Here is a 16,038-nt window from a genome sequence, read left to right as displayed (position 1 = left end):
AAAATCTATCTTTACAACTTGCTATAATTGTGCAAAATAAATATAAAACTTATATATGCTTTTCAAGAAACCGTAGGTGATATAAATGAAAAAACAAACACATGTAAGTATTCTTATAAGCATTGTATTGCTGTCTATAACGCTTCACTATGTAGCAATGCCTTTTGTATATGAATACTCATTTCCTTTTCAGCTATTAATTGGAACGAGCACCCTATTAATTGATATTATCGCTTGTAGTTATATACTTTATTTTTCAAACATGAAAGAAGGGCTATCTCGTTTATTTTGGATCATATTATCTGTTGGAGCTCTCTCTTATTTTATCGGTGATATAGTCGTTGCCTATCAGCGTTTAATTGTAAAGGACTTCTATACGTTCGTTGATCCATCTGACTTTTTTTACTTACTTTTTTTAGTTAGCTTTACGTTTGCCTTTCTATACGAAATCATTTATAACCGAGATTTATTAGAAAAACTTTTTATGCTATGTGATATTTGTATTATCGTTACAGCCCAATTTACTTTAAGTTACTACTTACTTATTGAACGAACTATTCATATCTTTACAACATCCTATATCGACATATTTGTTCAACTTACCTATCCAATGGCTGATTTACTCTTTCTCTTAATAGGAATCAACCTTTTATTCAAACCACTATCCTTATTACCTAAAAAGGTCGGTGCACTTCTTGGCAGTGCTTTAATTTTATATGCTACTACAGATGCGATTTATGCTTATATAAAATACTTCATACCAGAGTATTCTATGTTTACAGTTACTCCTTTCTATCAAGTAACCTTAGTACTAATAGCAATCGCCTGTATTCTCCATACAAAAAAGCCTGAAAAACAAGAACAAGTACTACTAACACCTAAAATTGGCGAATCAATCCGATTATCATTACCGTATATTTCGGTAGTAATGCTTATTGTTTTTATATTAGTTGAATACGTTTTTGCGCCTATTATAGTAATCGGACTTATAATAACTTTTTCTTTCGTTCTCATACGTCATAGTTTAGTTCGAAAACAAAATAAAATATTATTGATCGCTCAAATGCAATTCAACTCAGAACTCGAGAAACAAATTAAACTACGTACAGAAGATTTAGTAGAACAGAAAAATGAACTCTATCATAATCAACAAATGTTTAAATCTTTATACGAGCATCATCCAGATCCAATTTTCACATTAGATTTGTACGGTAATTTTCTCAAAGTAAATAACGCTGGTACTACTTTACTCGGTTATCAAACGAATGAATTATTAAACCAGCCTTACTATTCACTCATATACGAAGAAGATTTAGAAGAAATGATTAACGCCTTTCATCGCGTGAAAAAGGGATATTCTATTTCTTTAGAAATACGGGCTTACCATAAAAACAGAGATATTTACTACTTGCACGTTACCGCCGTACCGATCTTTTTAAAGGAGAAAATTTCTGGGGTTTATTTAATGATTAAAGATATTACGGAAAGCAAACAACAACAAGAACAAATCAACTTCCTAGCATACCATGATACTTTAACAGAGCTTGCAAATCGACGTGCATTTCATCAACATTTAGAACAGGCAATTGCACGAGCAAAAATATCGAAAAAGCCTTTTGCTGTTATGTTTCTCGACCTAGACCGTTTTAAAGTTATTAATGATACCCTCGGTCATCGAGTAGGAGACCTATTGCTCATCGCAGTAGCAAAAAGGCTCGAAAGAATAGCAACATCAAATATGAAACTCGCGCGGCTAGCTGGGGATGAGTTCACAATCCTTATCGAGAATTACAAAAAAAAGCCAGATGTCCAAAAAATAGCTGATAGGATTGTAGCGGCCATGAATGAGCCATTTGAAATCGAAAATCAACATTTACAAATCTCACCGAGCATCGGAATTGCAATATATCCTGAAGCAGGTGAAGATGCGCTATCCATTTTGCAGCATGCTGATATGGCCATGTACGAAGCAAAGAATAAAGGAAAAAACGGTAGCTCTCTTTACACGAAAGAACTATATAAAAAAATGGAACGAAAAGCTCGAATTGAAAAAGATTTGCCAATCGCTTTAGTAAACAAAGAATTTTATCTCGTTTATCAACCACAAATTGATACGACAACAAATAAAATTATCGGTGCTGAAGCTTTAATACGTTGGAAACACCCACTATTAGGTGACATTTCACCATGTGAGTTTATTCCAATTGTAGAAGAGACGCCACAAGTAGTCCCACTTGGACATTGGGTATTACAAGAAGCTTGTCTCCAATTAAAAATATGGCATACCTTTGGCTACCAAAATTTAAAAATAAGTGTTAATTTATCCGCAAAAGAATTCCGGCAAGATCAATTAATCGAAAACATTTCACAAATATTAAACGACGTGCAAGTCGATCCAAAATATGTAACACTTGAGTTAACAGAAAGAATTGCAATGATTGACGAGAAAGAAACGTTATTGAGACTGAAGCAATTAAAAGAGTACGGTATCCAAACTTCCATTGATGACTTCGGTACTGGGTACTCTTCTCTTGCTTATTTATCAATTTTTCCAATCGACACATTAAAAGTACCGAGAGAATTTACACAATTAGCTGATCATCGTCCTGAAGAACGAGCCATCGTTTCTACAATTCTTTCCCTCGCGAATACTTTAAATCTTTCAGTCGTTGCCGAAGGAATTGAAACCGAAAAACAACTTAAGTTTCTGCAAAAACATAACTGTAAATATATGCAAGGTTACTATTTCAGTAAACCACTTACTAGTAATCAATTTATAAAATTTCTACAAAAAACCCCCAGTATGAACAAATAATTCATACCGGGGGTTTTATAGTGCTAAATTTTTTTCTCATAATATTCTTCTGCAATCTCTTCGTAAAAAGCTGCAGATGTCGTATAGAAATATGGAATTAACCATAAGAATCCAATCCCTAACGTAATACAACTTAATATAAACCAGCCAATAAAACTTAAACATAAAATGAAATACTCCATCTTATGTCCATCCATCATACGACGACTTTCTGTAATAGCTTGGTTCAGTGAATACTCAGGATGATCGTTTATAATAAAGTACGTCATCGCATAAGAAAATGATTTAATAATACCTGGAATAATGAACAATAACGTCCATAAGAAAAGATAAAGATTTACTAATAAATATAATAAAAATGATTTTAGAAATCTCTTTCCCTCTGAAAACCAAATGAATACATTACCAATACTAGCTTGCTTTTCACGAAGGATATTTAAACCAAGGTAATATCCACCTAAAGTTAACGGTCCAGTAACAAAAAATGAAAGAATATTCGTTGAAAGTGAACCATTTGTTTTTTGCCAACCGAAAATTAAAGAAAATCCCCAATCAACACTAAAACTAAAAGCCGTGATAAGAATTGAAATGAGTAGTGTAGCTCCAACAGCTAATCCCCATTTCCCTTCTAATGAATCTAGCGCTTCTCCTTTTAAATCACTAATCATGCGTAGCCTCGCCTCCTATACACAATAATTCTATTAGTATAGCATGTTCCTATTGAAATTCACCTTTTGAAATGTAGCGATAAAAGTGTGCTGTCGTCGTACTCATATACGGACTAAGCCAAAGAAATCCTATTCCAAAAGTAAGCAGCGCTAAAATAGCCCATCCTATGAAGCTCAGCCATAAAAGAAACAAATCTAACTTATGATCCTTCATAAGATTCTTACTTTCCTTCATCGCCTGCGAAACACTATATTCTGGATTTTCAATCATCACATAGTACGTCAGTGCATAAGAAAAATACATCACAATCATACCAACAATTGAAATTGCTAATAGTACGAAGAAAGCTATTGCAAATGACGTATTCCCTTCTTCACCTAACAATGCAAATAAGCCTATTAACAGCATCGGAATCCATGTACCTGTATATAACAAAATCGCAAGCATTGCCCACATTGTTTTCATCATTCTTTTAAAGCCACGAAATCCTTCGAATAAGTAATCTACTTTAGCATCTTCTCGTTTACTAATCTGTAAAAATACATTTGTATAACCATATGACGTAATCCCATACGATGCGTTACTCAAAATTATCATAATGCAATAAAAAATTCCAAAGGTAATACCTGCTCCAATTGACATCGTTTCCTCTTCAAATGATCCAGTTAAGCTTACAACTGAGAGAAATATAATAATTCCTGGAATTAATAGTATAAGCATTGCAGCTATCGAAACGACATAACTTAAAATAAAATATAAAATCGTTGATCCAACACCTAGTCCCCATTTTCCCTTTAAAGAGTACAATGCTTCTCGCTTCATTTCACCAATCATTGATCCATCCCCTTTATGAAATATAAATTGTTGTACACTTCTACTTATACAAGCATCAATATAATTATACCAGTTTTGTAAAATTATCCATAAAATACACAAAAAAAATCCGTAAAGGCAAAGCCCTTACGGATTTTTTTACTTCATATCGGAAACGTTCAAACGGTTCACAGCACGTTGTAATGCCATTTCTGCACGTTTAAAGTCAACATGTGCTTGTTTATCTTGCAGACGTTGCTCAGCGCGACGCTTCGCTTCATTTGCACGATGGATATCGATATGGTTTGCTTCTTCAGCAGATGATGATAATACAGTCACTTTATCTGGACGAACTTCGATAAAGCCACCGCTTACTGCTACATAATCAGTGTGTCCACCATTTTTCAGACGAACTGCACTAATTTTTAATGGTGCAACAGTTGGAATGTGACCTGGTAAGATCCCCATTTCCCCACTCTCTGCTTTTACACTTACCATTTCTACTTCTTTTTCGTAAACCGGTCCATCAGGAGTTACAATACTGACTGGAAATGTCTTCATACTTCGTCCCTCCTAAGGCCTTACGCCATCATTTTCTTCGCGTTTTCAATAACTTCTTCAATGCCACCTACTAAGCGGAATGCATCTTCTGGAAGGTCATCATATTTTCCTTCTAGAATTTCTTTGAAACCACTAACTGTATTCTTTACAGGTACGTAAGAACCTTTTTGACCTGTAAACTGCTCAGCTACGTGGAAGTTTTGAGATAAGAAGAATTGAATACGACGAGCACGATGTACAACTAACTTATCTTCTTCAGATAACTCATCCATACCTAAGATAGCGATGATATCTTGAAGTTCTTTATAACGTTGTAAAGTTTGCTGTACTTGACGAGCTACTTCATAATGCTCTTCTCCTACGATTTCTGGAGAAAGTGCACGAGATGTAGATGCTAATGGATCTACGGCTGGGTAAATACCCATTTGCGTTAAACGACGCTCTAAGTTTGTTGTTGCATCTAAGTGAGCGAACGTTGTAGCTGGTGCTGGGTCAGTATAGTCATCGGCTGGTACATATACCGCTTGGATAGACGTGATAGACCCTTTATTTGTAGATGTAATACGCTCTTGTAATTGACCCATTTCTGTTGCAAGTGTTGGTTGGTAACCTACCGCAGATGGCATACGACCAAGAAGGGCAGATACTTCAGAACCCGCTTGCGTGAAACGGAAGATGTTATCGATGAACAGAAGTACGTCTTGTCCTTGCTCATCACGGAAATGCTCAGCCATTGTTAAACCTGTTAATGCAACACGTTGACGTGCTCCAGGTGGCTCGTTCATTTGTCCGAATACCATCGCAGTTTTCTTGATTACGCCAGAATCGCTCATTTCGTGGTATAAGTCATTACCCTCACGAGTACGCTCACCTACACCAGCGAATACAGAGATACCACCGTGCTCTTGTGCGATGTTATTGATTAACTCCTGAATTAATACTGTTTTACCTACGCCGGCACCACCGAATAGGCCGATCTTACCACCCTTAATGTAAGGAGCAAGTAAGTCTACTACTTTAATACCAGTTTCAAGAATTTCTACTTTAGTAGATAATTCTTCGAATGCAGGTGCTTGACGGTGAATTGGATCACGATGTACATCTGCAGGAACCTCACCATCTAAGTCAATTGCATCACCTAATACGTTAAATACGCGACCAAGTGTTACATCACCAACTGGTACAGAGATTGGTTTACCAGTATCTTCTACTTCTGTGCCACGAACAAGTCCATCTGTGGAAGACATTGCAACTGTACGAACTGTATCATCACCTAAATGAAGTGCAACTTCAAATGTTAAGTTAATACTTCCGTTTTCGTTGCTTTGTTTTACCGTAAGGGCGTTGTAGATTTCTGGTAGCTTTCCGCCATCAAACTTAACGTCTACAACCGGACCCATGATTTGCGTAACGCGCCCTTTATTCATCGGGTTCCCTCCTAGCTTTCTTTTAATTAGCCAACTTTCTACGAGCAGCTAGCTTTTAATTTTTTATTGGTTTATAGCTTACGCGACTCTTTTGACAGAGCCGCTTCCGCTTTTTAATACTATTCTAACGCTGCTGCTCCACCAACGATTTCCGTAATTTCTTGCGTAATCGCTGCCTGACGCGCACGGTTGAATGAAAGTGTAAGTGAATCGATAACTTCCATTGCGTTGTCTGTAGCACTCTTCATTGCTGTCATACGCGCTGCGTGTTCACTTGCTTTACCGTCTAGTAATGCACCGTACACTAAGCTTTCTGCGTATTGTGGCAATAGTACTTTTAAAATTTCTTCTTCAGAAGGTTCGAATTCATAAGCTGTCGTCGGTTTGTCAGACGCCACATCAGTAAGCGGTAAAATTTTATTTTCCGTTACCTCTTGTGAAATTTTACTTACGTAATGGTTGTAGTAAATGTACAGCTCATCATAAGCACCATCTGCGAACATCGCAATTGCTCGAGAAGCAAGGTCTTTAATATCAGTAAATGATGGGTGGTCAGATAATCCAACTACTTCATCAATAATGTTAAAGCCGCGACGTTTTAAATAATCACGTCCTAGTCGTCCAAGCACAATAATAGAATATTGGTTTGAATCCATATTATGCCGTTCACGAATTACGTTACTTACTGTACGTAATACGTTACTGTTATAACCACCTGCTAGTCCGCGATCAGACGTAATAACGATGTATCCTGTACGCTTTACAGGACGCGCATTTAGCATTGGATGATTAATCCCTTTGCTTCCTTGCGCAATGCTCGCTACTACTTCTTGAATCTTTTCCATATACGGAACGAAAGATTTAGCATTTTGCTCTGCACGGTTTAACTTAGATGCAGATACCATCTCCATCGCTTTCGTAATTTGACTCGTTTTCTTTGTCGAGTTAATCTTCGCTTTTATATCGCGTAAAGATGCCACAGGTTTTCACCACCTTTTTTCCGGAAGTTGGCACGATTAGTAAGAATCCTCTTCCTAATCTACGTTGCAAGATATTCTTGCTCATGATTGAAGGAAAAGAATAGGTGCACCTACTCTTTTCCTTTACATGACCTTTAGCAATCTCAGAGCCCGAGATGCCTTTTATATATACTATCTAGCTCCAGCGGCTTGAATGCTCGGTGTCTTCACTTCTTCCTACGAGGCAAACACCGGCTCTTCGTCAGAAGCTCCATCCCCCTCACATTCAGAACGAGCCGCTTCCGCTTTTATTAATCTAGTTCCGCCTCCTAGCCCCTTTCGTCTAAGAACCTTCCCCACAAGAAGGTAAAAAGCACCTTCTGTGAGAAAGAACCTTAGCCGATGGGGCTGAACAGTCGGCTTCACTTTTTATTATTATTCAGAAGCTACGAATACTTTTTTAAATCCATTGATTGCTGCTGCAAATTTGTCGTCATCCGCAAGTTTCTTAGTTGTGCGGATTTCTTCTAATAAGTCAGTCGCATTAGAATCTAACCAAGCATGGAATTCTTCTTCAAAACGAGTGATATCTACTACTGGGATATCATCTAGGAATCCACGTGTTAAAGCGTAAAGAATGATAACTTGTTTCTCTACACGTAACGGTTTGTGTAATCCTTGTTTTAATACCTCAACAGTACGAGCACCACGGTTTAATTTCGCTTGAGTTGCTTTATCAAGGTCAGAACCGAACTGAGCGAACGCTTCTAACTCACGGTAAGATGCAAGGTCAAGACGAAGTGTACCTGATACTTTACTCATTGCTTTAATCTGAGCAGATCCACCTACACGAGATACAGAAGTACCCGCATCGATCGCTGGACGTACGCCAGAGAAGAATAGGTCAGATTGTAAGAAGATTTGTCCATCCGTAATAGAAATTACGTTTGTTGGGATGTATGCTGATACGTCCCCTGCTTGTGTTTCGATGAAAGGTAGTGCAGTTAAAGAACCGCCGCCTTTTGCATCACTTAATTTTGCTGCACGCTCTAATAAGCGAGAATGTAAGTAGAATACATCCCCTGGGTAAGCTTCACGACCTGGAGGACGACGTAATAGTAATGACAGTTCACGGTAAGCCGCTGCTTGTTTTGATAAGTCATCATATACTACTAATACGTGTTTACCATTGTACATGAACTCTTCACCCATTGTTACACCAGCGTAAGGAGCTAGGTATAATAATGGAGCTGGTTGAGAAGCAGATGCAGTTACAACAATTGTGTACTCTAATGCACCGTGCTTACGTAGTGTTTCTACTACGTTACGTACAGTTGATTCTTTTTGTCCAATTGCTACATAGATACAAATCATGTCTTCATCTTTTTGGTTAATGATTGTATCAAGTGCAACTGCTGTTTTACCAGTTTGACGGTCACCAATGATTAACTCACGTTGACCACGGCCAATTGGTACAAGAGCATCGATCGCTTTAATACCTGTTTGAAGTGGCTCATGAACAGATTTACGATCCATTACACCTGGTGCTGGACTTTCGATTGGACGAGTGTTTGTTGTATTGATTGGGCCTAAACCATCAACTGGTTGACCTAATGGGTTTACAACACGACCAATTAGTTCTTTTCCTACTGGTACTTGCATGATGCGACCAGTACGACGAACTTCGTCACCTTCACGAATTTCTGTGTAAGGTCCTAAAATGATAATACCTACGTTGTTTTCCTCTAAGTTTTGTGCTAGTCCCATAACGCCGTTAGAGAACTCTACAAGTTCACCAGCCATAACGTTATCAAGACCATGAGCACGCGCGATACCGTCACCAACTTGGATAACTGTACCAACATCACTAACTTCGATTTCAGACTGATAGTTCTCGATTTGTTGCTTTATCAGTGCGCTAATTTCTTCAGCTCTGATGCTCATGTGCTTCACCCCTATCTATTCTTCATTAATTCACGCTGAATACGTGCTAATTTTCCTTGTAAACTTCCGTCATAAATGCGATTTCCAATACGTACTTTAATTCCGCCTAGTAAATCTTCATCTACAACATTTTTCACGCGAATTGCATCTTTTCCCGTTCTCTTTGCAAATGCTTCAGCAATGTTAAGCTTCTCTTCTTCTGATAGAAGACGAGTAGAATATACAGTTGCATCCGCTACGTTACGTTCTTCATTAGCAAGAACAACATATTCATCTGCAATTTCAGGTAAGATATCAATGCGTTTGTTATCAATTAAAATATATAACGTATTTAAAATAGATTCAGAAACAGATCCGAATACGTTTGCAAGAAACGTTTTCTTTTGTTCCTTTGAAATGTTCGGTTGCGTTAAAAAGCTATGTAGTTCTCCGTTCTTTACATAAACGTTTTGTACAAGGCGTAATTCCTCTTCAAACATTTCTAATACGTGTTTTTCTTTAGCAATTTTAAAAAGAGCGACAGCATAACGTTTTGCTACAATCCCATTGCTCATCGCGCTTCTCCTACTTCTTTAATATAATCGCGAATTAACTTCACTTGATCTTCTTCTTTTAATTCTTTTTCAATTACTTTAGAAGCAATTTGAACAGATAAAGAAGCAACTTGTTCTTGTAAAGCAGCAATTGCTTGCTCTTTTTCGCGTTGAATTTCTTGTACAGCAGATGCTTTAATTGATTCTGCTTCTTCTTTCGCAGCAGCAACAATAACATCTTTTTGATCTACAGCTTGCTTTTTCGCTCTTTCGATTAACTCTTGTGCTTCAACACGTGATTGTTTTAACATTTCACGTTGTTCTTCTACTAACTTCTTCGCCTCAGCATTACTTCTTTCTGCAGCGTCGATTTCATTAGTAACATGCTCTTCACGTTCTTTCATAATTCCCATTAAAGGACCCCACGCAAATTTGCGTAGCATTACTAATAGAAGTAAGAAAATGAACAATGTATAAGCAATCGTTCCAAATGGAATGGCAGCACCTAATAATAAAGTTGGCACAAGGATTCACTCCCTTCAAAATATCTAAATTGATCATATGAAAAAAAAAGACATACGTTTCATTCATAAAGCAATGGCGAAGAAAGTTCGGAAAAACACTCTTCGCCATCTATGTAAGGGGAGTCTCCCTTATTTGTTCATTACGATGAATGCAATAACTACACCGATGATTGGAAGTGCCTCAACTAAAGCAACCCCGATGAACATAATTGTTTGAAGTGCGCCTTTTAATTCTGGTTGACGAGCAACACCTTCGATTGTACGTGATACGATAAGACCGTTACCAATACCTGCACCTAATGCTGATAAACCAATTGCAATTGCAGCTGCGATTACACCTAAACTCATTTAATTTGTCCTCCTTTGTATTATAAAAAAATAAATTTTTTCTTACTTAAATTATATTAATGGTCATGGCTTACTTTATGAGCCATATAAACCATCGTTAACATAACGAAAATAAATGCTTGGATTGATCCAACGAATACACTGAATCCCATCCATGCTAACATTGGTACAAGCGCACCTAATGCCCCAAGGACTGATGCTCCGCCCAACTTAGCAAGTAATCCTAATAAGATCTCACCTGCATAAATGTTACCAAATAAACGAAGACCTAACGTTAATGTGTTAGCAAACTCCTCAATAACCTTTAATGGGAATAAGAATTTCATAGGTTGGAAATAACCTTTTACGTACTCTTTCGTACCCTTCATCTTAATTCCATAATAATGGGTGAGGGTAACTACCATCACGGCTAATGTTAATGTAACTGCTGGATCAGACGTTGGTGATCTCCACCATGCAATATGTTCGCCAGCTTCAGTTGCTGAATACATGAATGGTAAACCAAGGAAGTTCGATACGATGATAAACATGATAAGCGTAACGCCAAGCGTTAAGAAACGTCCACCTGTTTTCCAGTCCATCGTACTATTGATAATCCCTTTCACGAAGTCAAACACCCATTCCATGAAGTTTTGCATCCCGGTTGGGCGAAGAGCTAAGCTGCGAGTTCCGATAACAGCGATTAAGAAAACAATAACTGCTGCTACAGTAACCATCATAACTGATGACAAATCGAACGTTAAACCTAGAAATTCAACTAATTTACCGTGTTCCACTAGTAATTCACCTCTCTTCCCTGCTCTTATACTCTAAATAAAGAAAATCTATGATCATGACAAGGTATCCTGTCAGCAATCCTACACCTAGGCCCCACATCGCGATTAACTCTTGATATTTGGCTGCAAATAAAATTAATAACCCAATCGTGGCGAATCTTGAATATGTACTTACCGCTGTTGCCTTGAACTTCACGTTTTCTCCATTTGTTACGCGATCTAGCAGCTTGTCTGTTCTACGTGCAATGATGCGCAAACTAAGAAAACTGAAAATCGTCCCGATAATCAGTCCAAGAAATACATCCTTGTAAGAGGTAAATCCCCATCCTAGCACTAGAAGCGCAAGCAAGTAGTACATATATTTCTTTTGTCTTTGGACAAGTCCATGTACGTCTATCATCATTGCTCTCCCGAATAGTAATGTCGAATGAGTCGAATCATTGCGTATACCCCTGTTCCTAGTCCGAGTAATAACCCTATAATAAGAAACAACGGAAACGTTCCAACCTTATTATCAATCCACTGCCCACCAAAGATTCCAACAAGAATAGAACCGACTAATTGAGCAAGAATACCTGACATTAAAGCATAAGCTTTTATATGGCTGCGATCGTTTTTTTGCAAGGATTCATCCCTCCAATATGTAACCCTCATTCACGATGTGTTAATAATAACTCATTTTTTTGCATAAATCCTATACAAAACAAAAAGTTTACATTTTCGTCACGGAATAGATGTAATTTTGTCACTGAAAGCCCTACCATCTATCCCCGTTGTTAGCATACAATAGGGTATTAACAGTGTCAACGAGAAATCGTAAAAAATCTAAAAATTTGAGTATTAGGCATTTCCTCCCAAAAATGAAAACGTTCCCCTTCTAAATACTGGTTACATATATGCAATTTCTAACAGTTTTCTCTTTATAATAGAAGGAAATGTTCACAAGTTTGTCACTATTATATTTTCGAGATATAACGCTTTTCTTCCATAATATAGTGTTCCTCAGACGTAAGACTTCTATATTATATGTGAGGTGTATGCAACTTATGTTGTATATACGATGTATATTTATCCTCTCCCCTCCTCTACTTGCTTACAGCAAAAAAGACGAGCTGGGGAATCTCCCCTGCTCGTCAGTTGTCTTACTTCGTTCCGAATAAACGGTCACCAGCATCACCAAGACCTGGTACTACATATCCGTGGTCATTTAATTTCTCATCTAATGCTGCTACATAAATATCAACATCAGGATGTTCTTCTTGTACTACTTTTACCCCTTCTGGAGCTGCAACGATACACATTAATTTAATTTGTTTCGCACCGCGCTTTTTCAGAGAGTTAATTGCTTCAGCCGCAGAACCACCTGTTGCTAGCATCGGATCTAGTACGATAAAGTCACGCTCTTCTACATCCGTTGGAAGTTTCACATAGTATTCTACCGGTTGCAATGTTTTAGGGTCACGGTATAAACCAACGTGTCCTACTTTTGCTGCTGGAATTAATTTCAGAATTCCATCAACCATTCCTAAACCTGCACGTAAAATCGGAATTAAACCAAGTTTTTTACCAGCGATCACTTTTGTTGTCGCTTTGCTTACAGGTGTTTCAATTTCAATGTCCTTAAGTGGAAGGTCGCGAGTAATTTCGAAAGCCATTAAGCTTGCTACTTCGTCCACTAATTCACGAAAATCTTTCGTACCTGTATTCTTATCGCGAATATATGTAATCTTATGTTGAATTAACGGGTGATCAAATACATACAGTTTTCCCATGTGAATCTCTCCTTTAGATGATATTCATGCGTTTGCACGCTTTTTTACACTATTTACGATTGTAAAGAAAACGCTACTAATATTCAAGGGCAAATTTGGCAAAATCATGATTTTACAATGAATCTATCTAGTATCTTTACCAATTATGGGAGCTGTATCCTTCATTATATCGCCAAAATTTATTCATCATTTGTATACATACTTTAAAAATAATATATGTCCAAAAAAAAGACCGCCAAAACAATTAAGTCTCGGCAGTCTTCTTCAATCTATTATAGATTTGGATACATTGGGAATTTGCTAGTTAACGCTTCTACACGCTTACGTGCTTCTTCTAATGCAGCTTCATTTTCATGATTTTTTAATGTATAAGCAATAAGTGACGCAATTTCATCCATTTCTTCTAAACCAAAACCACGAGATGTTACAGCTGCTGTACCGATACGTACACCACTTGTTACAAATGGGCTTGCTGTTTCAAATGGAATTGTATTTTTGTTCACTGTAATACCAACTTCATCTAATACGTGCTCTGCTACTTTACCTGTGATTTCTAAGTTACGAACATCAATCAAGATTAAGTGATTGTCTGTTCCGCCAGAAACAAGTGTAAGTCCTTCTTTTTGAAGACCTTCAGCTAAGCGGTTTGCATTGTTAATGATATTTTGTGCATATGTTTTGAAATCATCTTGAAGTGCTTCACCAAATGCAACAGCTTTTGCAGCGATTACGTGCATAAGTGGACCACCTTGAATACCAGGGAAGATTGATTTATCAATTTGTTTTGCAAATTGCTCTTCACATAAAATCATACCACCACGCGGACCACGTAACGTTTTATGTGTTGTCGTTGTAACGAAATGTGCATGTGGTACTGGATTTGGATGTAAACCAGCAGCTACTAAACCTGCGATATGTGCCATATCAACCATTAAATAAGCGCCCACTTCATCTGCAATCTCACGGAATCGCTTGAAATCGATAACACGAGGGTATGCACTTGCACCTGCAACGATTAATTTTGGTTTATGTTCTTTCGCTTTTGCTAATACATCATCGTAATTAATACGGTGAGAGTCAGCATCCACGCCATATTCTACGAAATTATATTGTACTCCACTGAAGTTAACAGGGCTTCCGTGTGTTAAGTGACCACCATGAGATAAGTTCATACCAAGTACTGTATCGCCTTGCTCTAAAATCGTGAAGTATACTGCCATGTTCGCTTGTGCACCAGAGTGTGGTTGAACATTTACGTGCTCTGCGCCGAAAATTTCTTTCACGCGATCACGTGCGATATCTTCTACTACGTCTACGTGTTCACAGCCACCATAGTAACGTTTTCCAGGATATCCTTCAGCATACTTATTCGTTAAAACAGAACCTTGTGCCTCCATTACTGCTTCACTTACGAAGTTTTCCGAAGCAATTAACTCAATCTTTGAACGCTGTCTTCCTAGTTCTGCCTCAATTGCAGCAAATACCTTTTCATCTTGACGTTTTAAATGATCCACCAAAATCCCCCTTTTCTGAACGAATTACATCGATTCCCAACAGTTTTTTCTTATTTATTCAGAAAAAACGAAAATTCAGGTTGTAATTCTTTCGAACCTTCATGTTTTCAACTACATTCTAACATGACTTTCTATATCATAAAAGAAAAAAAAGACCGAAAATCGGTCTTTTCTTTCTTCTATTATAAAGTCAGACAACATACCTTTTATCTTATGATAAACAGGTACTATATGACTTCCTAATTTCTCATATTTAACGGCAAGTGGTAGTCTCTTCCACTGCCGCATAGACAGCACGTGCTCCACCAATTAGTTTTCCACGTGTTTTGGCCATCGTTACATGCGCACTTCCAATTTCCTTCACACTTGTACGAACCGGAACAGCTACATGCTTTAAATGCATACCGATAAATGTATCACCAATATCCATTCCTGCATCAGCTTTAATAAACTCAACTACTACCGGATCTTTCAAATTGTGATACGCGTATGTCCCCAATGCACCACCTGCTGATCTAACAGGCGTAACTGTTACAATTTCAAATTGATATTTTATCGCTACTTCTCTCTCAACTACTAAAGCACGGTTTAAATGCTCACAACATTGAAACGCTAATTCAATACCTGTTTGCTCTTGAAATTGTTTTAACTCAGAGAAAATCGCCTCTGCTACTTCCATCGTTCCTGATGTTCCAATTCTTTCGCCTAGCACTTCGCTCGTGCTACAACCCACTACAAAAACTTGACCGCTTTGTAATGAAGCTTGTTCTTGGAAATCAGAAAGCGACATTTGTAGCTGTTCTCTTACCTTTACGATTTCTGTCATTACGCCTCTTCCTTTCACAGGTTGGTTCACCAAATTATATTTCACACTACTGATAGTTAGAATCTATTACTTTGTTTCGTATGTTTTAATTTTTCCTACGCGGTTTTCGTGACGACCACCTTCATAATCAGTTGTTAACCAAATTTTCGCGATATCACGCGCTAGACCAGCACCAATTACACGCTCGCCCATTGCTAGCATGTTAGTGTCATTATGCTCTCTCGTCGCTTTCGCGCTGAAAGTATCATGAACTAACGCACAACGGATACCATTTACTTTGTTTGCTGCGATTGACATACCAATGCCTGTCCCACAAACTAAAATACCACGATCTACTTCACCATTCGCTACCATTTCAGCTGCTGGAAACGCAAAGTCAGGGTAATCAACAGAACCAGCTTCACATTCACAACCTAAATCAATATATTCAATATTTAACTCTTCTAATAAACTTACAAGTTCTTTGCGGATATTCATACCGCCGTGATCAGATGCTATTACTACTTTCATTTTTACCCCTCCAAAGTTTCAATCAATTATCTTCATTTCACACTCGC

At 37.6% G+C, this 16,038-nt stretch carries 19 protein-coding genes; 1 reads left to right on the top strand and 18 read right to left on the bottom strand.

All coding sequences use genetic code 11. The features are described 5' to 3' along the window. The first annotated feature begins 85 nt into the window (after nucleotides 1-85). Entirely contained in the window at nucleotides 86-2,815 is a 2,730-nt protein-coding gene (locus tag HMAS_RS21605) for an EAL domain-containing protein (protein WP_116345014.1), read from the top strand. Between the two features lie 23 nt (nucleotides 2,816-2,838). Here HMAS_RS21605 and HMAS_RS21600 read toward each other — a convergent pair whose 3' ends face one another. From HMAS_RS21600 to rpiB, 18 genes are all read right to left on the bottom strand, one after another. Continuing rightward, on the bottom strand, nucleotides 2,839-3,483 hold the full coding sequence (locus tag HMAS_RS21600; RefSeq protein ID WP_000622462.1) for a DUF975 family protein: 645 nt from the start codon (nucleotides 3,481-3,483) through the stop codon (nucleotides 2,839-2,841). A gap of 49 nt (nucleotides 3,484-3,532) precedes the next feature. After that, nucleotides 3,533-4,318, bottom strand: a complete 786-nt coding sequence (locus HMAS_RS21595) for a DUF975 family protein (RefSeq protein WP_000578819.1) — start codon at nucleotides 4,316-4,318, stop codon at nucleotides 3,533-3,535. Nucleotides 4,319-4,456: 138 nt separating this feature from the next. Then, on the bottom strand, nucleotides 4,457-4,858 hold the full coding sequence (atpC, locus tag HMAS_RS21590; RefSeq protein WP_000847211.1) for a F0F1 ATP synthase subunit epsilon: 402 nt from the start codon (nucleotides 4,856-4,858) through the stop codon (nucleotides 4,457-4,459). 20 nt (nucleotides 4,859-4,878) lie between these two features. Beyond that, nucleotides 4,879-6,285 (bottom strand): F0F1 ATP synthase subunit beta, encoded by a 1,407-nt coding sequence (gene atpD, locus HMAS_RS21585; RefSeq protein ID WP_001032593.1) that lies wholly within the window; start codon nucleotides 6,283-6,285, stop codon nucleotides 4,879-4,881. A gap of 119 nt (nucleotides 6,286-6,404) precedes the next feature. Beyond that, nucleotides 6,405-7,265, bottom strand: a complete 861-nt coding sequence (atpG, locus tag HMAS_RS21580; RefSeq protein WP_000157696.1) for a F0F1 ATP synthase subunit gamma — start codon at nucleotides 7,263-7,265, stop codon at nucleotides 6,405-6,407. Between the two features lie 216 nt (nucleotides 7,266-7,481). Then, the gene (locus tag HMAS_RS28285) at nucleotides 7,482-7,604 is read right to left on the bottom strand and encodes a hypothetical protein (protein ID WP_000521151.1); all 123 of its coding nucleotides are present in this window, start codon (nucleotides 7,602-7,604) and stop codon (nucleotides 7,482-7,484) included. A 75-nt stretch (nucleotides 7,605-7,679) separates the two neighbouring features. After that, nucleotides 7,680-9,188 (bottom strand): F0F1 ATP synthase subunit alpha, encoded by a 1,509-nt coding sequence (gene atpA, locus HMAS_RS21575; protein ID WP_000027518.1) that lies wholly within the window; start codon nucleotides 9,186-9,188, stop codon nucleotides 7,680-7,682. A gap of 11 nt (nucleotides 9,189-9,199) precedes the next feature. Then, a complete protein-coding gene (gene atpH / locus HMAS_RS21570) occupies nucleotides 9,200-9,742 on the bottom strand; it encodes a F0F1 ATP synthase subunit delta (protein WP_000064683.1) in 543 nt (180 codons plus the stop codon). Beyond that, nucleotides 9,739-10,245, bottom strand: a complete 507-nt coding sequence (gene atpF, locus HMAS_RS21565) for a F0F1 ATP synthase subunit B (protein ID WP_001142618.1) — start codon at nucleotides 10,243-10,245, stop codon at nucleotides 9,739-9,741. Before atpF ends, atpH begins: the two co-directional genes overlap by 4 nt. A 129-nt stretch (nucleotides 10,246-10,374) precedes the next feature. Further along, nucleotides 10,375-10,593, bottom strand: coding sequence for a F0F1 ATP synthase subunit C (gene atpE, locus HMAS_RS21560; RefSeq protein WP_000052064.1), 219 nt, complete (start codon nucleotides 10,591-10,593; stop codon nucleotides 10,375-10,377). 56 nt (nucleotides 10,594-10,649) lie between these two features. Next, complete coding sequence (gene atpB / locus HMAS_RS21555; protein WP_000399871.1) at nucleotides 10,650-11,369, bottom strand: F0F1 ATP synthase subunit A; 720 nt, start codon at nucleotides 11,367-11,369, stop codon at nucleotides 10,650-10,652. 7 nt (nucleotides 11,370-11,376) lie between these two features. Further along, nucleotides 11,377-11,769 (bottom strand): ATP synthase subunit I, encoded by a 393-nt coding sequence (locus tag HMAS_RS21550; RefSeq protein ID WP_000567600.1) that lies wholly within the window; start codon nucleotides 11,767-11,769, stop codon nucleotides 11,377-11,379. Next, nucleotides 11,769-11,993, bottom strand: a complete 225-nt coding sequence (locus HMAS_RS21545; RefSeq protein ID WP_001171223.1) for an AtpZ/AtpI family protein — start codon at nucleotides 11,991-11,993, stop codon at nucleotides 11,769-11,771. The genes HMAS_RS21550 and HMAS_RS21545 overlap by 1 nt, the downstream gene beginning before the upstream one ends. Before the next feature lie 26 nt (nucleotides 11,994-12,019). Continuing rightward, nucleotides 12,020-12,133, bottom strand: a complete 114-nt coding sequence (locus HMAS_RS21540; RefSeq protein WP_000232962.1) for a DUF4024 domain-containing protein — start codon at nucleotides 12,131-12,133, stop codon at nucleotides 12,020-12,022. Between the two features lie 378 nt (nucleotides 12,134-12,511). Beyond that, the gene (upp, locus tag HMAS_RS21535) at nucleotides 12,512-13,141 is read right to left on the bottom strand and encodes a uracil phosphoribosyltransferase (RefSeq protein WP_000517539.1); all 630 of its coding nucleotides are present in this window, start codon (nucleotides 13,139-13,141) and stop codon (nucleotides 12,512-12,514) included. Between the two features lie 272 nt (nucleotides 13,142-13,413). Then, nucleotides 13,414-14,655, bottom strand: a complete 1,242-nt coding sequence (gene glyA, locus HMAS_RS21530) for a serine hydroxymethyltransferase (protein WP_000349805.1) — start codon at nucleotides 14,653-14,655, stop codon at nucleotides 13,414-13,416. A 253-nt stretch (nucleotides 14,656-14,908) separates the two neighbouring features. Beyond that, a complete protein-coding gene (locus HMAS_RS21525; RefSeq protein WP_000136386.1) occupies nucleotides 14,909-15,481 on the bottom strand; it encodes a TIGR01440 family protein in 573 nt (190 codons plus the stop codon). Between the two features lie 66 nt (nucleotides 15,482-15,547). Continuing rightward, complete coding sequence (rpiB, locus tag HMAS_RS21520) at nucleotides 15,548-15,991, bottom strand: ribose 5-phosphate isomerase B (protein WP_000869542.1); 444 nt, start codon at nucleotides 15,989-15,991, stop codon at nucleotides 15,548-15,550. Nucleotides 15,992-16,038: the final 47 nt, after the last annotated feature.

It is taken from the genome of Bacillus sp. HMA207, from assembly GCF_003402455.1.
GTDB lineage: Bacteria > Bacillota > Bacilli > Bacillales > Bacillaceae_G > Bacillus_A > Bacillus_A cereus.
Note: the sequence above shows the minus strand (reverse complement) of the source record. Positions and strands in the feature narration are given on the sequence as shown.